Origin of the sequence: Aggregatibacter segnis ATCC 33393 (assembly GCF_900476035.1) — a bacterium.
Classification (GTDB): domain Bacteria; phylum Pseudomonadota; class Gammaproteobacteria; order Enterobacterales; family Pasteurellaceae; genus Aggregatibacter; species Aggregatibacter segnis.
This window is the reverse complement of the sequence record NZ_LS483443.1, coordinates 1,650,642-1,668,819: the sequence shown is the minus strand read 5'-3', so window position 1 is coordinate 1,668,819 and position 18,178 is coordinate 1,650,642. Positions and strand designations below refer to the sequence as shown.

Below are 18,178 nucleotides of genomic sequence, written 5' to 3'. Positions count from 1 at the left end.
TTTGGCAACTTTCCTTTTTATCTCATGGCGAGGATGTTTTAGTTTTGTGCTAAATCATCAATGACAAGATAGATTTTCGCCACTGGGCCATGCACGCCGACCACTTTGATTAATTCAATATCTGCCGTGGAACTTGGGCCGGAAATGATATTAATACAAGAAGGCATACGTTCGCCTTGTTGGGCTTTGTCATGTAGGATTTTTGCCAGTTGTGCTACACGAGGGAGTATCTTGCTTTTACGTACAATGACAATGGATTTCTCCGGCAGTAAGCTCACAGAACGTCCACGTTCAGCTTGGGAAAATAGCACGATACCGCCTGATTCGGTTAAACCGTATTCGGCGTAAACAATCCCAATATTGGCTTGTTCCGATTTGGCAATGTTCGCTTCCGCCTGTTCCGGTGACCAAATATGGCAAGTGTATTTTTCTTGAACCGCCTCGGTGATGCCGAGTTCTTCTAAACGTGAGTCATCGTTTAACACGATATCGCCGCCACCGTATTTTTCGCAAAGCTCAAGTGCGGTCTGTTTTGCTAACGTTTCTGAAGCAACAACCACATCCACCATCATCACTTTGGCGAAGTTTACAAATTCTTCGCAAAGTTCTGCTTGGGTGAGATGGGTCAAGCGTTCTGTTGGGTAAGTATTCACCGGTGTCGCCATCGTTTCAGGCACATTGGCACGTTGTTTACCCATTTTGGCTGCCAATTTATTGAGGAAGTTTTCTCTATTTTGTAAATCCATTAGTTTGATCCTCTTTTGTTGAACCATTGACGGAAGCTTTCGCCTTCAGGTGTCGGTAAATCACGGGCTTTTGTCCATTCTGCCAAAGCACCCATTTTAATTGGCGCTTTGCCGTTCTTAATGAGTTTACCCGCTAATTTGGCGCCGGTGTTTACACCGATTTTCCATAAGGTTGGATGGGAGTTGGCAAAGCCAAAACCGAAAATGGATAAGCGTTCCAAGGCTGGCGTTTTACCTTGTTCCACCATTTTTTCACGGTGTTTTAAAATCAGTTGCGCTAACGGAATGCGTACTGGACAAACAGAGTTACAGGCATTACACAAGGAACAGGCATATGGCAATTCTTTGAATTCGTCATAGCCGCCAAGTAATGGCGAAATCACTGCACCAATTGGGCCCGGATAAATGGAGCCGTAACCATGACCACCGATTTGACGGTACGCCGGGCAGGTATTTAAGCATGCACCGCAACGAATACAACGTAAAACTTCTTGGAATTCAGAGGCCAAAATATCGGAACGACCGTTATCGACAATGACTAAATGGAATTCTTCAGGACCATCGGTTTCGCCGGCAAGACGAGGGCCGGTAAGCCATGTGTTGTAACCGGTTAATCTGGCGCCTACCGCACTACGGGCAAGCATGGTAATTAACACGTCTACTTCTTGGAACGTCGGTGCCAAGCGTTCCATCCCCATCACCGCAATGTGGGTTTTAGGAAGGGTGGTGGCTAAACGCAAGTTACCTTCGTTCGTGACTAAACAAACAGAGCCGGTTTCCGCGACGGCAAAGTTACATCCGCTAATGCCGATGTCTGCTTCTAAGAAATCCTGACGAATTTTTTCACGCACGAAACGGGTCATATCTTCCGGTGTTTCTGCCCCTTCATAGCCGAGTTTTTCATGTAAATCTTTACGAATTTGGTGGCGATCTTTGTGAATCGCAGGTACCACGATGTGAGACGGCTTATCACCGGAAATTTGCAGTAAATATTCCCCTAAATCGGTTTCAATGACTTGCATGCCTTCTTTTTCCAACACGCTATTTAACCCAATTTCTTCGGTTACCATGGATTTGGATTTTACGATCTTTTTGGCATTCTTTTTCAGCGCAACTTGGCGAATGTATTCGGTGGCTTCTTCGGCGGTTTCGGCAAAATAAACTTTACCGCCGTTTTCTATGACTTTTTCGCTAAGTTGGTACAAATAGGCATCAAGGTTTGCTAAAACGTGGTTACGGATTTGTTTTGACAAATCACGCCATTCTTCCCAGTGGCCTAATTCATCCACCATTTTTTGACGGTTTGTGCCGATGGTTTCTTGGGCTTTTACCACCGCTTTACGCATGATTTCATTATGGACTTCGCGATCAACGCGTGCTTTAAATGCAAGATTGCTGGTTTTTAATGACATAGTTTATTACTCCTGCATTAACACTTCTGCGATGTGCATCACTTTGATTTTGCTGCCTTCACGTTGTAGGCGACCACCGATATTGAGTAAACAGCTCACGTCTGCACCAATTAAGTATTCCGGTTCGACTTCCTCAACGTGTTCCACTTTTTCTTTTACCATTTCACCGGAAATTTCCGCCATTTTGACCGAGAACGTGCCACCAAATCCGCAACAAGTTTGTTGATTGTGAATGGGTAACAGTTCCAAACCTTTAACGTGTTTTAGTAATGTGATCGGCTCGTCTACGATGCCAAGTTTACGGAAAAGACTGCAGGAAGGGTGATAAACTGCACGACCCGGCAGATGGGCACCGATGTCGGTTACGCCGAGTTTATTGACGATAAAATCCGTTAAGTCATAGAAACGAGCGGCGACTTTTTTCGCGCGTTCCGCCCATTCCGGTTCATTGGCGCGAGTGAAGTAATCCGGGTAATTTTTAACGGCATAAACGCAAGAGCCGGCAGGGGCGACGATAGGGTAATCGTTGGCTTCAAAGGTTTCGACCAAGTTTTTCATGCCGGGAAGGGCTTGTTTGGTATAACCGCTGTTTAATGCAGGTTGTCCACAGCAACCTTGTTTTTCCAAAAAGGTCACCTGACAGCCTAACTTTTCCAGTAACAGAACGGTGTTTTTCGCTACACCACTCTTTACTACGTCGGCAATGCAGGTTACGTAGAAATTCACATTCATAGTAATACTCCAATATTCAAAAAGAAAAATCAGTTAAAAAATTAAATGACGACCGCAAAAGTGCGGTCGTTTTTTGAGTTAATTTTATATGTTGCCGCTACAACGTGTATAACAACGGAATTAACAGGGTGGCACAAAGTGCAGCAATAATACCGTAAATCACCATTGGAATGATCGTGGTTTTGATGATGGTGCCTTCTTGATTTTGAATGTTTAATACGGAGGACACGGCAACGATATTATTAATACATACCATGTTACCCATTGCACCACCGACTGATTGTAGTGCCAAGATTAATGCCACGGATAAACCGGTCGTTTCTGCAGTGGATAATTGTACACTACCAAAGGTTAGGTTCGATACGGTGTTAGAACCGGAGAAGAACGCACCGACTGCACCAAGGTAAGAGGAGAAAATCGTCCAGTCATCGCCGGTGACTTCTGCAAAGGTACGGCCAATGATTTTCACCATAGAATGTTCGCCACCCACTAACATTAAGTTCACCATTACTAAGGCACCCATTAAGGCGATAAATGGATTTTTGGATTGTTTCAAGCTGGTGGAAAAAATATCTTTGACTTTGGCACCGGAAACGCTGAATACCGGAATCGCGATTAATACGGTGATAACAAATGGAATTAAGGCCGGTACATAAAGCAATTTATAGCTTGAGGAAACATCCGATCCGAAGATATTTTTTAGGCTGAAGATAAGGCCTTTACTGATTTCGAATGTCCCTAATGAACCTAACGCGGTAGTAAACCAAACGGTGGTATCGTTCATCATCGCTTTAAACGGCAGTTGGTGAATACGTGTTACGACTAAAAACGCAATTAACAAACCGGTAGGGAAGAGGGCTTTAACCACTTGACCGGTGGTTACCGCATTGGTATCCAATGTGTTTTCGACTTTTGCTAACCCGATATTGCGATTTGCCGCCCAGACGGAAACAAACAACCCGATTGCGCCGCCCACTAAAGATGGGAATTCATAGTTAAATTGTGCAATCAGTAAATAAGGCACGACGCAAGCAAAGACACTGATATAAATAAAGACCAAGTTTTGGCGAATATCTTTCCAGCTGACGAGTACACGCAATGCCAACAATGGGATAAGCAGGGCTGCCACAGAGTGAATTAGTGCTGTGATGGAGCCGACTTCTAGTACCATATCTTCAGACAATTTAAGCGGGCCAAAGCCGAACCATGTTGGTGTGCCGACCGCACCGAAAGACACCGGAACGGAGTTCATAATTAAGGCAAGCATCGCGACTTTTAACGGATTAAAACCTAAGCCCATCAGAATTGGCGCGGCAATAGCGGCGGGTGTACCAAAACCACTGGCGCCTTCAATCATAAAGGCAAACGCCCAACCGATAATCATCAGTTGCGCCACCGGATTTGGGTTAATGTTACCCAACCATTTACGCATAATGTCAGTTGCACCGGAGACTTCACTGAAACGGTTAAATAAAATCGCACCGAAAATAACGGTGATTGGGGTTTGTACGGCAACGATCGCAGAAGCGATGTTTGCACTGATCGTGACAATATCCGTATGGAAGTGCAATAAATGCACGCCCATGACAAGTGTTGCAATCCAAGGTAATGCAACGTAAGACGGTAAAGCATTACGCTTCACCATTAAATAGATCAATAAAGCAATAGGTAAGACGCTTAGGAAAAAAGACATGTTTACTCCTGTTAATAATAATTAGCGATTAAAACATCGCAGGCATTCTAGGAAATACGCTTAGAAAAAATATACCTATTTGGAGAAAGTGTGATCTAGTTATCAAAAAACGCATATATTTTTAAAAAAAAATGTGATCTATGTAACTTAATTGTTTCAGCTTTAATCAAACTAATACTTTTGTACAATAAAGTGCGGTCTAAAAAAAGTGTATTTTTACTCTGTTTTACTTGTTATTTTCTGTTATTCTTTTGGCATTTTTCGTTAACGTTATTTTTAACATAAGGGTAACAATCTATGACCAGTACTTCATTAATTAGTCAACTTCGTCAAATTGTCGGAGACAAATATTTGATTACCGACCCGAGTAAATCGGAAGCCCATCGCAGTGGTTATCGTTTTGGTAACGGGAATGCTTTGGCCGTAGTTCGCCCGGGGAATTTAACAGAGTTTTGGGCGATTCTTAAAGCTTGTGTGGCGGCAGATGTTATTGTTATTGCTCAAGCCGCCAATACCGGTTTAACCGGTGGCTCCACGCCCGATGGCAATGATTACGATCGCGACATTGTGATCATCAATGCCATGCGCATTTCAGGCATTCAATTAATTAATGACGCACAACAAGTGGTTTGTTTGCCGGGTTCTACGCTAAATGAATTAGAGATCGCTTTAAAACCACACGGACGTGAACCGCACTCTGTCATCGGTTCTTCCTGTATTGGCGCCTCGGTGATTGGCGGTATTTGTAATAACTCCGGTGGTGCGTTGGTGCAACGTGGCCCGGCTTACACGGAAATGGCACTTTATGCGCAATTAACAGAGCAGGGGGAATTGCAGCTCATTAATCATTTAGGCATTGATTTGGGTGAAACGCCGGAAGAAATTTTAGCGAATTTAGAGAATCAACGTTATCAACGTAAAGACATTCAATTAGATTGTGGCAAAGGCCACGACCATGCCTACTGCAATCATGTGCGCCAAGTGGATGAAGACAGCCCTGCACGTTTTAATGCCGATCCGGCACGTCACTATGAGGCTTCCGGTTGTGCAGGTAAATTGGCGATTTTTGCTGTCCGTTTGGATACCTTTGTGGCGGAGAACAAGACCGCGGTATTTTATATTGGCACCAACCAAACTGAAGCATTAAATGATCTTCGTCGTCATATGTTGGCGAATTTTAAACAGCTACCGATTTCCGGCGAGTATATTCATCGTGACGCGTTTGATGTGGCAGCCAAATACGGCAAAGATACGTTCTGGGTTATCAAGAAATTTGGCACGCATTGGTTGCCGAAGTTATTTGCCATGAAAGCCAAAGTGGATCGTTTGGCTAAAAAAATCAGTTTTATGCCAAGTCATTTCAGCGACAAAATCATGCAGGCGATTTCAACGGTCTTGCCGGAACATTTGCCGAAAAAATTATGGCAATATCGTGATCAATACGAACATCACTTGATTGTTAAAATGGGCGGTGATGGCGTACAGGAAGCGCGGGATTATTTAACCTCTTACTTTAAAGAGAGCAGCAAAGGCGCTTTCTTTGAATGTGATGCCGTAGAAACTCAAGCGGCGATGTTACACCGCTTTGCCGTTGCCTCAGCAGCAATTCGTTATCGTGCGATTCATGAAAAAGAGGTTGAAGACATTGTGGCACTGGATATTGCATTACGTCGTAATGATCGTGAGTGGTTTGAAACGCTGCCGCCTGAGATCGACCAAAAAATCAGTCATAAATTGTATTACGGGCATTTTATGTGTCATGTTTTCCATCAGGATTACATCGTTAAAAAAGGCCATGATTGCATGGAATTGGAGCATCAAATGTTGGAATTGCTTGATAAACGCGGCGCACAATACCCTGCGGAACATAATGTGGGCCATTTATATGAAGCGAAACCGGCGTTACGTAAATTCTATAAAGCGCTCGATCCAACCAACAGTTTTAACCCGGGTATCGGGCATACATCGAAGAAGAAACACTGGCAATAGCAACATCATTTTGTGAGGGATTCATGTTGTTGCACCTTCACAAAATACATTAAACAAGACCGCACTTTAGGCGTTAAAGTGCGGTCTTTTTTTACGGTATTTTTTAAAGAGATGGATGCAAAGTTATTGCGTTAATTTGCCGGTCTTGCGTCTTCCACCGGTGCCGAATTACCTTCGTTTAACACATCCCAAACGCTTTCTTGTTTAGGGGCATTATTGGTTTCAACAGCATTGGCGGAAGGTATTGTCGGCGCATATTCGGTTTGTTGGCAGAACGATTGATTTCTGTCAGCCCAAACGGGAATGGTGCGAGCACTGCTGCAATCCCAACCACCATAGGCATTGATACCGACCCATTTAATGTCTTCCGGTTTATGAAGTTTTAACGGTCGGGTGGTGGCGCGTTTTAAATACTCTTTATAGACCTGTAACGCACCGCTGGCACCAGTGAGTTTTGTTTCACCGTTGTCGTCTCGGCCAAGCCAAATGGTGGTGACGTTTTCGCCATCAATTCCGACAAACCAAGTGTCGCGAGCATCGTTAGTAGTACCGGTTTTGCCGGCTAAGTGTAAATAGGCGTAATCTGGTTGTAGGCTGTGAGCTGTGCCACGATCAACCACTTGTTGCATAGCAAAGAGCGTTTGGAAAGCGGCTTCACGTGGAACTACTTGTTTGGGCTCAAATTCACGGGAATAAACCACATTGCCTTGTCTATCCACCACACTGTTGATGGTGTTGAGCGGAATGCTTGCTCCTTCATTAGCGATGGTTTGGTAAAGTTTGGTCACGTCATAAGGCGAAATGGCGTAGGAACCCAGCAACATTGACGGGACTTTCGGGATCGTGACTTTATCCCAACCCATCGCTTGTTGCACCGAAATCACTTTGGTTAACCCTAGCTTCATGCCGATATTGACCGTTGGAATATTCAATGAGCGAACTAATGCATCCATCAGCATGACCGAGCCGCTGTATTTGCGGTCGTAATTGCGTGGCTGCCAAGGCGGACTGCCTTTTACATTGATGGTAATCGGTTGGTTGTTAATCGGTGTGTTCAACCGAAATTGATCCGGATACATAAGTGCGGTCAAATAAATGGACGGTTTTACTAACGAGCCGATTTGGCGTTTAGCCGATAAGGCACGGTTGAACCCGGCAAATTGCGTTTGCAGCCCGCCCACAATGGCGCGCACTTCACCGGTTTGATAATCGGCAACCACCATGGCGGATTCCAAAAACGGATTCTTATGTTTGAGCTGTAAATCGGATACGGCACTGATTACCGCTTGTTCTACGCGATCTTGTTGTTTCACGTCCAATGTAGAGAAAATTCGCGCCCCCAGGAGATTTTCTGTCTTGCCTTCGCCAAGTTGGTGGCGTAATTCGGTTTGTAAGGTTTGAATAAACGCCGGGTATTTACGGCTAATTTTCCCTTTTTCTTGCACACCGAGCGGGCGTTGGCTCAATAATTGATACAGTTCCTCACCGATGATTTTGTGTTCCAACATCAAATGCAACACCACATTGCGGCGTTCTAGTGCATTCGTTGGATTACGCCACGGATTATAGAGGGAAGGGCCTTTGACCATGCCCACTAATAAGGCAATTTGATCTAGGCTGATTTCGCGCACGGAGCGTCCGAAATAAAACTGACTGGCCAATTCAAAACCATGAATTTGGTTATCGCCGTTCTGCCCGAGGTAAATTTCGTTTAAGTAGGTTTCTAAGATACGGTTTTTGTCATAACGCCAATCGAGAATTAACGCCATCAAGGCTTCGTTAATTTTACGGGTGAGGGTGCGTTCGTTACTTAAAAATAAGTTTTTAACCAGTTGTTGGGTCAGCGTACTGCCGCCTTGCACGGTATGACCTGCCTGAATATTGGTGATCACGGCACGCAAAATGCCCAGCGGGCTGATGCCATCGTGTTGGAAAAAACGACGATCTTCTGTCAGTAATAACGCATCAATGAGTAAGCGCGGGTATTGTTGCAAGGAAATCGCAAGACGTTCTTCTTTGTCCGATTGCAAAATGGTAATCAATTTCGGCGCCAAGCGAAATTCATCAATCGCTTTGACGTTAATCAGATCTTCAATGACTGCCAGTTTGTCATTTTCAAAACGCAGACGAAAAACCCGTTGTGCCTCCGGTGTGTCGGGGAAAGGGAACGCACGACGCAATAAGACAATGGTGTTGTCTTCGATTTTAAAATCGCCCGGTGCTGCGATCATTGTGGTTTGGCGGTATTCGTTATCGAGCAGGAGTTGTTTAATTTGCTCAAGGCTGAGTTGGTCGCTGACCCGAACACTTTCAATACGGCTATACACTTCCGCCGGCAAACGCCAAATTTGTCCGTCCATTTTGCTGCGAATTTGCCAATCCAAATAAGCGGAATAGCAAAACAACATACAAAAGGCGGTAAATGCAATTTTTAATAGGGTCGTCGTCCAAGATTTTTGGGGCGTTGTAGAAGGTTGTTTGGAAGACGTATTTTGAGCAGGTGTTGTTGCCATGTGCGTTACCGTTTGGGCTGAATGTTGGGATTAGGCACGGATAAAATCCAAGTAAGAATGTAAAAAACGGGCAAAATCTTCAATGCCACAAAAGGCGATACTTTCATCATCGTAATAATAAAAACCGTCTTCCAATGCGTCTTGATTCTCAATGGCAAGATTATTTGCCTTCGCCATCACCTCATCTGCGTTAATGTATAAGCTGTATTCGGCACCGGTTAACACGACATCCGCCGCATGGGGGGCGGGCAAGTTTTGTAAATGAAAAAGTGCGGTGGAAATCAGTTGTGGATTTGACCGCACTTCAATGTTAAACCAGTTGGCGAAGGCTTCGTGCTCCATTGAGCATTTCGCGACAGTGTTGCCTTGATGGGAGGTAAACTGAAAATCCATATTAGATGCTGAAAGACGATCCACAACCGCAAGTGGATGAGGCATTCGGGTTATTCACCACAAAACGTGAACCTTCTAAGCCTTCGGTATAGTCAATGGTGCCGCCGATTAAATATTGTAGGCTCATCGGATCGACAACTAATTGCACGCCAGCATTTTCTACGGTTAAGTCACCTTCGTTGACTTTTTCGTCAAAGGTAAAGCCGTATTGGAAGCCGCTACAACCGCCGCCGGTAATATAGACGCGCAATTTAAGCGCCGGGTTTTCTTCCTCGGTAATTAAAGACTTCACTTTTTGTGCCGCAGCATCAGTAAAGGTTAACGGAACGGATATCTCTGTCATATTGTGTAATTCCCCACGATTTATTTGAGCGCGTATTATCCAATAACCGACTAGTCCATTCAAGAATTTATCAAGGATTTTTCTCTGTCACAGTGCTATAATTCCGCTCATTAATTTTTAAATAGGGAGATAAACATGAGTATTCCATTAAGAACGGAAGAGGAAATTGTTAAATTACGCGAAGCTTGCAAACTGGCATCCGATGTGTTGGTGATGATTGAACCGTATATTAAAGAAGGCGTGAGTACCGGTGAATTGGATCGCATTTGTCACGATTATATGGTGAATGTGCAAAAAGTCATTCCTGCGCCGCTGAATTATCACGGTTTCCCGAAAGCTACCTGTATCTCTCTTAATGAAGTAGTTTGTCATGGTATCCCAAGTGATGATAAATACCTGAAAAAAGGCGATATTTTAAATATCGACATCACCGTCATTAAAGATGGCTACTATGGCGATAATTCCAAAATGTATATCGTTGGCGAAACCAATTTACGCAGTAAAAAGCTGGTGGAAGCGGCGCAAGAAGCCCTTTATGTCGGTCTGCGTACGGTTAAACCGGGCATTCGTTTAAATGAAATCGGTAGAGCCGTACAAAAATATACGGAATCTCAAACTTTTAGTGTGGTGCGCGAATATTGTGGCCATGGCATTGGGACGGAATTCCACTGCGAACCACAAGTGTTGCACTATTATGCGGACGATGGCGGTGTCGTGTTAAAACCGGGCATGGTATTCACCATTGAGCCAATGATTAACGCCGGTAAAAAAGAAGTGCGTTTAATGGGCGATGGGTGGACGGTGAAAACCAAAGACCGTAGCCATTCCGCCCAATTTGAGCACCAAATTGTGGTGACGGAAAACGGCTGTGAAGTGATGACCATCCGTGACGAAGAGATTGCCGAAGGGCGCATCCAACGAGTTATGGTGAACGTTTAATTAACTGAAATCCGCTACGTTTCCCGTGGCGGATTTTTTCTATTTCCTGCTTTTGCAAGACGACTTATGCTTTTTCCTTACGATACCCAAGCCGAGCTTACACCAAGTGCGGTCAAAATTCAGAGAGAAAATTTAAAACAGTTTGAACTGGCGAATTTTGACAAATTAGCTATCGATCAACTGATTGCCAATCGTACCGCGTTTTACGATCAATTCCTTTTGCACTTGTGGCGCCATTTTCAATTTGCCGACAATCCCACATTAAGTCTGATTGCCGTAGGGGGTTACGGGCGGCAGGAAATGTTTCCTCTTTCCGATTTGGATATTTTGATTTTAACGGAGCAAGTTCCAACCGGTGCGTTGCAAGAAACGCTCGGTCAATTCGTGCAATTTTTATGGGATTGCGGTTTTAATGTTGGGCAGAGCATCCGTACCCTTGACGAATGCGAAACGGAAGGCATGGCGGATATTACCGTTGCCACGAATTTACTGGAGGCCCGTTATTTATGCGGCAATCAAACGTTATTCAAACAGTTGGTCGCATTGGTGCAACAACCGACTTTTTGGTCAAAAACAGATTTCTGCCTGGCAAAGATTCAAGAAAAAAATGAGCGTTATCAACGTTATAACAATACGTCTTACAATCTTGAACCCGACATTAAATACAGTCCGGGCGGCTTGCGGGATTTGCATTTGTTGTATTGGATTGCCCTTCGCCACAACGGGGCGAAAAATTTACAGGAAATTTTGCAAGCGGAATTTATTCATCCGGCGGAGTATGCTTTGTTGCTGAAAAGCCAACAATTTCTGTTTAAAGTGCGGTATGCATTGCATTTAATCTTGAAGCATTATGACAACCGCCTCTTATTTGATCGTCAATTAAAAGTCAGCGAATTATTGGGATTCCAAGGCGAAGGCAATCAAGGCGTGGAAGCCATGATGAAGCAATTTTTTCAGGCGTTACATTCCATTTCATTGCTGAGCGAATTGCTGGTCAAGCATTATCAGGAGCATTTTTTAACTCCACATAAAGTGGTGAACGAGCAAGTGCTTGATGTGAATTTCAGCTTGATAAATCAATCCATTTGTTTGCGTCATCGCCAATGCTTTGAACAACAGCCGGATAGCATTCTCGATCTTTTCTATTATTTAACGCAATATCCGCAAGCGGAGATCCATTCCTCCGTGTTACGTGAGCTGTATTTGGCGCTAGAGCAACGGCAAGGCTATTTATGCGATTTAGCGATGGCACGAGAAAAATTTATTCGGTTGTTTAATCAGCCCAATGCTATCCAAAGGGCATTTTTCCCCATGCACCAATATGGTGTGCTGACCGCCTATTTACCGCAATGGGGCAATATTGTCGGCTTAATGCAGTTTGATTTGTTTCATTGTTACACCGTGGATGAACATATTCTGCGTGTGATGTTAAAACTGGAAAGTTTTTTAGCGGAAGCGTCGGCACAAAATCACCCGATTTGCCATCAAATAATGCATCAAATTTCTGACCGCACTTTATTGTATATCGCTGCTTTATTTCATGACATCGCCAAAGGGCGTGGTGGTGCGCATGAATTGCTGGGGGCGGAAGATATACGCGAGTTTGCAGCACTGCATGGCTTCGACCAACGCGAAACAGAAACCATGGCATGGCTGGTAGAACAGCATTTGTTGATGTCGGTGACCGCACAACGACGGGATATTCACGATCCTGAAATTGTGTTGAGTTTTGCCGAGCAGGTGCGTAATCAAGTGCGCTTAGATTATTTAACCTGCCTCACCATTGCCGACATTGTGGCGACCAATGAAACCTTATGGAACAACTGGAAGCGTTCTTTATTAGCAACCTTATATGATTACACCACACAACAATTTGCCCAAGGGCTGGCAACCTTGTTGGACAATCAAGCAAAAGCCGAAGAGCATCGCCGCTTAGCGTTATTAGAAATACGTGAAAAAAACACTGCACTTTCTGAGTTGCAAATTGAAAAGCTATGGCAACGTTGCCCGTTGGATTATTTTTTACGTAGTTCGCCGCAGCAAATCAGCTGGCATACGCAACTGCTTGCCGAGTTTCGCGGTGATGTGTTGGTAAAAGTGAGCAATCGGTTTTCCGGTGGTGGTACGGAAATTTTTATTTATACCAATGACCGCCCGAACCTGTTTAATAAAGTCGTGAGTACCATCGGCGCGAAAAAACTCAGCATTCACGATGCACAAATTATTACCACGCAAGACGGCTATGTGTTGGACAGTTTTATTGTGACTGAATTGGATGGTGCTGAGTTGCCATTTGATCGTCGTCGCATGTTGGAAGATGCTCTGACGAAAAGCCTAACGTCAGAAACGGTGAATAAACAACGCCTGCGCGAAAAACACCATTTGGCTCACTTTCATGTGAAAACCGACGTGCGTTTTTTGAATCTTGAGAAGAACGATCAAACTGAAATGGAATTGTTTGCGCTGGATCAGGCTGGCTTGTTGGCGGATGTGAGCGCTGTCTTCTGTGACTTGGAGTTGAACTTACTTAACGCAAAAATCACCACCATTGGTGAAAAGGCTGAAGACTTCTTTATTTTAACGAACAAATTCGGACGCGCGTTGGATGAATCTGAGAGAGCGACATTACTGACGCGTTTGTTGCAAATTTTAAATTAGCGATTAAACATAAAAGTGCGGTCAGATTTAAAAACGTTTTTAAATCTGACCGCACTTTGTGTTTTATGAATTATGCCAATTCAGCAAAAGCAATATCTGCTGCCGCTAGCGTGCGGTCGATGTCTTCATCAGAATGCGCAAGAGACATAAAGCCTGCCTCAAATGCAGACGGCGCCAGATAAACGCCTAAATCCAACATTTTGTGGAAAAAGCGTTTAAATTTTTCGGTATCGCACGTCATCACGTCTTGATAACAAGTCACTTCTTTTTTATCAGTAAAGAAAATGCCGAACATACCGCCGACATAATTAACGGTAAACGGCACTTGATGCTTATCGGCAAGCTGTTGCAAGCCTTTTGCTAATTTTTCCGTTTGTTGCGCCAGTTTTTGCTCATTACCGGCTTTTTTCAATTCTGTTAAGCAAGCGATACCGGCTGCCATAGCAATCGGGTTGCCGGATAAGGTGCCTGCTTGGTAAACCGGGCCGGTTGGGGCAATGTGTTGCATAATTTCTTTCTTACCGCCAAAGGCGCCTACCGGCATACCACCGCCGATAACCTTGCCTAAACAGGTTAAATCCGGTGTGACATTGTAGTAACGTTGTGCACCGCCAAGTGCCACACGGAAACCGGTCATTACTTCATCAATGATGAATACGGCGCCGTATTGATCGCAAAGTTTGCGTAACCCTTGCAAAAAATCATTTTTTGGTGGAACACAGTTCATGTTGCCCGCAACCGGTTCAACAATCACGCAAGCGATGTCGTCAGGATATTGCTCGAAGGCTTGTTTGACAGAGTCGATGTCATTATAGGTACAGGTGAGCGTGTGTTTGGCAAAATCTGCCGGCACGCCCGGTGAGTTAGGCTGCCCCAATGTTAATGCACCGGAACCGGCTTTGACTAATAAGGAATCCGCATGACCATGATAGCAACCTTCGAATTTGATAATTTTATCTCGATTTGTATAGCCACGAGCTAAACGAATGGCAGACATCGTAGCTTCAGTGCCGGAACTCACCATTCTGACCATTTCAATTGAAGGGATAAGTTCACACACTAATTCGGCGAGCTCGATTTCCAACGGTGTCGGTGCGCCGAAACTCAAGCCGTTTTGTGCGGTTTTCATCACGGCATTTAAAATAGTGGGGTGATTGTGTCCTAAAATCATTGGGCCCCAAGACCCTACGTAGTCGATATATTGTTTACCGTCTGTGTCATAAATATAAGCGCCTTGCGCTTTTTCAATAAAGACCGGTGTGCCGCCGACACCGTTAAAAGCGCGAACTGGTGAATTAACGCCGCCTGGAATAACATGCTGAGCGCGGGAGAAAAGTGCGGTTGAATTTGCCATCGTTTTTATCCTTATATACAAAAAAGTGCTTTATTGTACTGAAAAAAAGGAAGGTGAGTAAAAATATTTATGTAGCCTTTTGTCTTTGTGATATCCTTTGCGCATTTTATTTTCATGGGAAAACCTATGTTATTGACGTTATTTGTTACATTTCTTGGGGCACTTTTAACTTTACTTGTGATGCGCCCCGTTGCGATTAAAATCGGTTTGGTGGATAAACCTAACTATCGTAAACGCCATCAAGGCGCAATTCCGTTAATTGGCGGCATTTCATTGTTTATGGGGAATCTTTGTTTTTATCTCATGCAGTGGGATCAAACGCGTTTACCTTATCTTTATTTATTCAGTATTTTAGTCTTGCTATTAATGGGCATTATTGATGACCGTTATGATATTAGCCCTTTCTTGCGCGCAGGTGTTCAGGCATTTTTAGCCATTCTCATGATCGATATGGGGAATGTTTACCTCGATCATTTAGGGCAAATTTTAGGGCCATTCCAGCTCACGTTAGGATCTATCGGCTTAATTATTACTGTGTTGGCGACCATCGGCATTATTAATGCTTTTAATATGATCGATGGTATTGACGGTTTACTGGGCGGATTGTCTTGTGTTTCTTTCGCTGCGATCGGTATTTTGATGTATCGCGATGGGCAAATGGATTTGGCTTATTGGAGTTTTGGCTTAATTATTGCAACGATTCCTTATTTAATGATGAATCTGGGGATTCCGTTGGGACCGAAATTTAAAGTCTTTATGGGCGATGCCGGCAGTACTTTAATTGGTTTTACGATTATTTGGATTCTGTTGCTAAGTACGCAAGGCAAAGGTCATCCGATGAATCCGGTGACCGCACTTTGGGTGATTGCTATTCCGTTGGTGGATATGGTGGCGATTATTTATCGTCGTTTAAGAAAAGGGAAGAGCCCATTCCGTCCGGATCGCTTGCATGTCCATCATTTGATGGTGCGTGCAGGTTTAACTTCCCGTCAGGCGTTTTTGTTAATTACCTTTGTCGCGGCATTGTGCGCCTGCTTTGGGATTTTAGGAGAAATTTACTATATTAATGAATGGATCATGTTCATCGCATTCATTATTCTCTTCTTCCTTTATTCTTATTCTATTACGAAAGCTTGGAAGATTACCCGTTGGATACGTCGAATGAAACGTCGTGCGGCTAAACGTGCTAAAACTAAATAGAAGTTAAATTTTTCACTAAAAAGTTAGAGTTAAATAAAAAATAACCAGAAATTTTATAAATTATATTCATTTTGGCTAAAAAAATAGCTGATGATAAATTTTTATAAAAAAAAACTAGACAAGCACTTTTTAAACTTTTAATATACGCCCCGCAACGACGCTTCTAGCGCTCGTAGCTCAGTTGGATAGAGCGTTGGCCTCCGGAGCCAAAGGTCGCAGGTTCAAATCCTGTCGAGCGCGCCAGAGGTTATGCGAGTTCAACTCATTAAATATGGTGGCTATAGCTCAGTTGGTAGAGCCCCGGATTGTGATTCCGGTTGTCGTGGGTTCAAGTCCCATTAGCCACCCCATCGGCGAGTAGCGCAGCTTGGTAGCGCAACTGGTTTGGGACCAGTGGGTCGTAGGTTCAAATCCTATCTCGCCGACCAATTCTAATTCTGAGGCTTCTCAGAATTTTTTGTTCTTTAACAATCAATCAGACAAACTGTGTGGGCACTTGAAGATTCGTTTTTATTATTAAGAATTTTAAAATTGAACTGAATAGTGCTACGAAAATTCGTTTATTTATATAGATGATTAATTAAGTCAGCAGTATTGAGCGATTAAACTTTTTGAACTGAAGAGTTTGATCATGGCTCAGATTGAACGCTGGCGGCAGGCTTAACACATGCAAGTCGAACGGTAACAGGAGAGAGCTTGCTTTCTTGCTGACGAGTGGCGGACGGGTGAGTAATGCTTGGGAATCTGGCTTATGGAGGGGGATAACGACGGGAAACTGTCGCTAATACCGCGTAGAGTCGAGAGACGAAAGTGCGGGACCGCAAGGCCGCATGCCATAGGATGAGCCCAAGTGGGATTAGGTAGTTGGTGGGGTAATGGCCTACCAAGCCGACGATCTCTAGCTGGTCTGAGAGGATGACCAGCCACACCGGGACTGAGACACGGCCCGGACTCCTACGGGAGGCAGCAGTGGGGAATATTGCGCAATGGGGGCAACCCTGACGCAGCCATGCCGCGTGAATGAAGAAGGCCTTCGGGTTGTAAAGTTCTTTCGGTGACGAGGAAGGCGTGATGTTTAATAGGCATCACGATTGACGTTAATCACAGAAGAAGCACCGGCTAACTCCGTGCCAGCAGCCGCGGTAATACGGAGGGTGCGAGCGTTAATCGGAATAACTGGGCGTAAAGGGCACGCAGGCGGCTATTTAAGTGAGGTGTGAAATCCCCGGGCTTAACCTGGGAATTGCATTTCAGACTGGGTAGCTAGAGTACTTTAGGGAGGGGTAGAATTCCACGTGTAGCGGTGAAATGCGTAGAGATGTGGAGGAATACCGAAGGCGAAGGCAGCCCCTTGGGAATGTACTGACGCTCATGTGCGAAAGCGTGGGGAGCAAACAGGATTAGATACCCTGGTAGTCCACGCTGTAAACGCTGTCGATTTGGGGATTGGGCCTTGAGCTTGGTGCCCGAAGCTAACGTGATAAATCGACCGCCTGGGGAGTACGGCCGCAAGGTTAAAACTCAAATGAATTGACGGGGGCCCGCACAAGCGGTGGAGCATGTGGTTTAATTCGATGCAACGCGAAGAACCTTACCTACTCTTGACATCCATGGAATCTTGTAGAGATATGAGAGTGCCTTCGGGAACCATGAGACAGGTGCTGCATGGCTGTCGTCAGCTCGTGTTGTGAAATGTTGGGTTAAGTCCCGCAACGAGCGCAACCCTTATCCTTTGTTGCCAGCGATTCGGTCGGGAACTCAAAGGAGACTGCCGGTGATAAACCGGAGGAAGGTGGGGATGACGTCAAGTCATCATGGCCCTTACGAGTAGGGCTACACACGTGCTACAATGGCGTATACAGAGGGCGACGAAGCCGCGAGGTGGAGTGAATCTCACAAAGTACGTCTAAGTCCGGATTGGAGTCTGCAACTCGACTCCATGAAGTCGGAATCGCTAGTAATCGCGAATCAGAATGTCGCGGTGAATACGTTCCCGGGCCTTGTACACACCGCCCGTCACACCATGGGAGTGGGTTGTACCAGAAGTAGATAGCTTAACCTTCGGGAGGGCGTTTACCACGGTATGATTCATGACTGGGGTGAAGTCGTAACAAGGTAACCGTAGGGGAACCTGCGGTTGGATCACCTCCTTACCAAAGATAGAATCGACTTTAAGTGTTCACACAGTTTGTTTGATGGTTGTAGA

The 18,178-nt window shown here is 44.6% G+C and carries 12 protein-coding genes, 3 tRNA genes and 1 rRNA gene; 8 read left to right on the top strand and 8 right to left on the bottom strand.

The window, feature by feature from the left end:
* Window positions 1-38: 38 nt before the first annotated feature.
* The 4 genes from DQN58_RS08090 to DQN58_RS08075 all read right to left on the bottom strand — a co-directional run bounded on the left by DQN58_RS08090 (window position 39) and on the right by DQN58_RS08075 (window position 4,583).
* Window positions 39-746 carry a LutC/YkgG family protein gene (locus DQN58_RS08090; protein ID WP_032997902.1) on the bottom strand — a complete coding sequence of 236 codons (708 nt, stop codon included), beginning with the start codon at window positions 744-746 and terminating at the stop codon, window positions 39-41.
* Window positions 746-2,158 carry a LutB/LldF family L-lactate oxidation iron-sulfur protein gene (locus DQN58_RS08085; RefSeq protein ID WP_006718554.1) on the bottom strand — a complete coding sequence of 471 codons (1,413 nt, stop codon included), beginning with the start codon at window positions 2,156-2,158 and terminating at the stop codon, window positions 746-748. Before DQN58_RS08085 ends, DQN58_RS08090 begins: the two co-directional genes overlap by 1 nt.
* Window positions 2,159-2,164: 6 nt before the next feature.
* Complete coding sequence (locus DQN58_RS08080; RefSeq protein ID WP_006718553.1) at window positions 2,165-2,890, bottom strand: (Fe-S)-binding protein; 726 nt, start codon at window positions 2,888-2,890, stop codon at window positions 2,165-2,167.
* 97 nt (window positions 2,891-2,987) lie between these two features.
* On the bottom strand, window positions 2,988-4,583 hold the full coding sequence (locus DQN58_RS08075; protein WP_006718552.1) for a lactate permease LctP family transporter: 1,596 nt from the start codon (window positions 4,581-4,583) through the stop codon (window positions 2,988-2,990).
* A 297-nt stretch (window positions 4,584-4,880) separates the two neighbouring features.
* On the opposite strand from DQN58_RS08075, the gene dld reads away from it, so the two are divergent.
* A complete protein-coding gene (gene dld / locus DQN58_RS08070) occupies window positions 4,881-6,572 on the top strand; it encodes a D-lactate dehydrogenase (protein WP_006718551.1) in 1,692 nt (563 codons plus the stop codon).
* Window positions 6,573-6,703: 131 nt separating this feature from the next.
* Here dld and mrcB read toward each other — a convergent pair whose 3' ends face one another.
* From mrcB to erpA, 3 genes are read right to left on the bottom strand one after another with little or no spacing between them, the layout of a single operon-like run.
* Entirely contained in the window at window positions 6,704-9,085 is a 2,382-nt protein-coding gene (mrcB, locus tag DQN58_RS08065; RefSeq protein ID WP_006718550.1) for a penicillin-binding protein 1B, read from the bottom strand.
* A gap of 30 nt (window positions 9,086-9,115) precedes the next feature.
* Window positions 9,116-9,478: a YacL family protein gene (locus DQN58_RS08060; protein ID WP_032997901.1), complete on the bottom strand. Its 363-nt coding sequence runs from the start codon at window positions 9,476-9,478 to the stop codon at window positions 9,116-9,118.
* 1 nt (window position 9,479) lies between these two features.
* Window positions 9,480-9,821 carry an iron-sulfur cluster insertion protein ErpA gene (gene erpA / locus DQN58_RS08055; RefSeq protein WP_006718546.1) on the bottom strand — a complete coding sequence of 114 codons (342 nt, stop codon included), beginning with the start codon at window positions 9,819-9,821 and terminating at the stop codon, window positions 9,480-9,482.
* A 135-nt stretch (window positions 9,822-9,956) separates the two neighbouring features.
* Here erpA and map point away from each other — a divergent pair, with 135 nt between their 5' ends.
* Together map and glnD are read left to right on the top strand one after the other, a co-directional pair.
* Window positions 9,957-10,760: a type I methionyl aminopeptidase gene (gene map, locus DQN58_RS08050; RefSeq protein ID WP_006718544.1), complete on the top strand. Its 804-nt coding sequence runs from the start codon at window positions 9,957-9,959 to the stop codon at window positions 10,758-10,760.
* Between the two features lie 66 nt (window positions 10,761-10,826).
* On the top strand, window positions 10,827-13,418 hold the full coding sequence (glnD, locus tag DQN58_RS08045) for a bifunctional uridylyltransferase/uridylyl-removing protein GlnD (RefSeq protein WP_006718542.1): 2,592 nt from the start codon (window positions 10,827-10,829) through the stop codon (window positions 13,416-13,418).
* Between the two features lie 70 nt (window positions 13,419-13,488).
* Here the strand turns inward: glnD and hemL are convergent, their stop codons facing one another.
* Window positions 13,489-14,772, bottom strand: a complete 1,284-nt coding sequence (gene hemL, locus DQN58_RS08040; protein ID WP_006718541.1) for a glutamate-1-semialdehyde 2,1-aminomutase — start codon at window positions 14,770-14,772, stop codon at window positions 13,489-13,491.
* Between the two features lie 126 nt (window positions 14,773-14,898).
* Here hemL and wecA point away from each other — a divergent pair, with 126 nt between their 5' ends.
* The 5 genes from wecA (at window position 14,899) to DQN58_RS08015 (ending at window position 18,125) form a co-directional block, all read left to right on the top strand.
* Window positions 14,899-15,972, top strand: coding sequence for a UDP-N-acetylglucosamine--undecaprenyl-phosphate N-acetylglucosaminephosphotransferase (gene wecA / locus DQN58_RS08035; RefSeq protein WP_032997900.1), 1,074 nt, complete (start codon window positions 14,899-14,901; stop codon window positions 15,970-15,972).
* Between the two features lie 166 nt (window positions 15,973-16,138).
* Window positions 16,139-16,215: transfer RNA gene (locus DQN58_RS08030), tRNA-Arg, on the top strand.
* Between the two features lie 31 nt (window positions 16,216-16,246).
* A tRNA-His gene (locus DQN58_RS08025) sits at window positions 16,247-16,322 on the top strand.
* Between the two features lies 1 nt (window position 16,323).
* Window positions 16,324-16,400: transfer RNA gene (locus DQN58_RS08020), tRNA-Pro, on the top strand.
* Window positions 16,401-16,585: 185 nt separating this feature from the next.
* Window positions 16,586-18,125, top strand: a 16S ribosomal RNA gene (locus DQN58_RS08015).
* Window positions 18,126-18,178: the final 53 nt, after the last annotated feature.

Bases quoted from the DNA above. Each gene is read 5' to 3' on its own strand.
- wecA (WP_032997900.1), top strand. From the start codon at position 14,899: ATGTTATTGACGTTATTTGTTACATTTCTTGGGGCACTTTTAACTTTA.
- DQN58_RS08080 (WP_006718553.1), bottom strand. From the start codon at position 2,890: ATGAATGTGAATTTCTACGTAACCTGCATTGCCGACGTAGTAAAGAGT.
- hemL (WP_006718541.1), bottom strand. From the start codon at position 14,772: ATGGCAAATTCAACCGCACTTTTCTCCCGCGCTCAGCATGTTATTCCA.
- erpA (WP_006718546.1), bottom strand. From the start codon at position 9,821: ATGACAGAGATATCCGTTCCGTTAACCTTTACTGATGCTGCGGCACAA.
- dld (WP_006718551.1), top strand. From the start codon at position 4,881: ATGACCAGTACTTCATTAATTAGTCAACTTCGTCAAATTGTCGGAGAC.
- DQN58_RS08075 (WP_006718552.1), bottom strand. From the start codon at position 4,583: ATGTCTTTTTTCCTAAGCGTCTTACCTATTGCTTTATTGATCTATTTA.
- DQN58_RS08090 (WP_032997902.1), bottom strand. From the start codon at position 746: ATGGATTTACAAAATAGAGAAAACTTCCTCAATAAATTGGCAGCCAAA.
- map (WP_006718544.1), top strand. From the start codon at position 9,957: ATGAGTATTCCATTAAGAACGGAAGAGGAAATTGTTAAATTACGCGAA.
- glnD (WP_006718542.1), top strand. From the start codon at position 10,827: ATGCTTTTTCCTTACGATACCCAAGCCGAGCTTACACCAAGTGCGGTC.
- DQN58_RS08085 (WP_006718554.1), bottom strand. From the start codon at position 2,158: ATGTCATTAAAAACCAGCAATCTTGCATTTAAAGCACGCGTTGATCGC.
- DQN58_RS08060 (WP_032997901.1), bottom strand. From the start codon at position 9,478: ATGGATTTTCAGTTTACCTCCCATCAAGGCAACACTGTCGCGAAATGC.
- mrcB (WP_006718550.1), bottom strand. From the start codon at position 9,085: ATGGCAACAACACCTGCTCAAAATACGTCTTCCAAACAACCTTCTACA.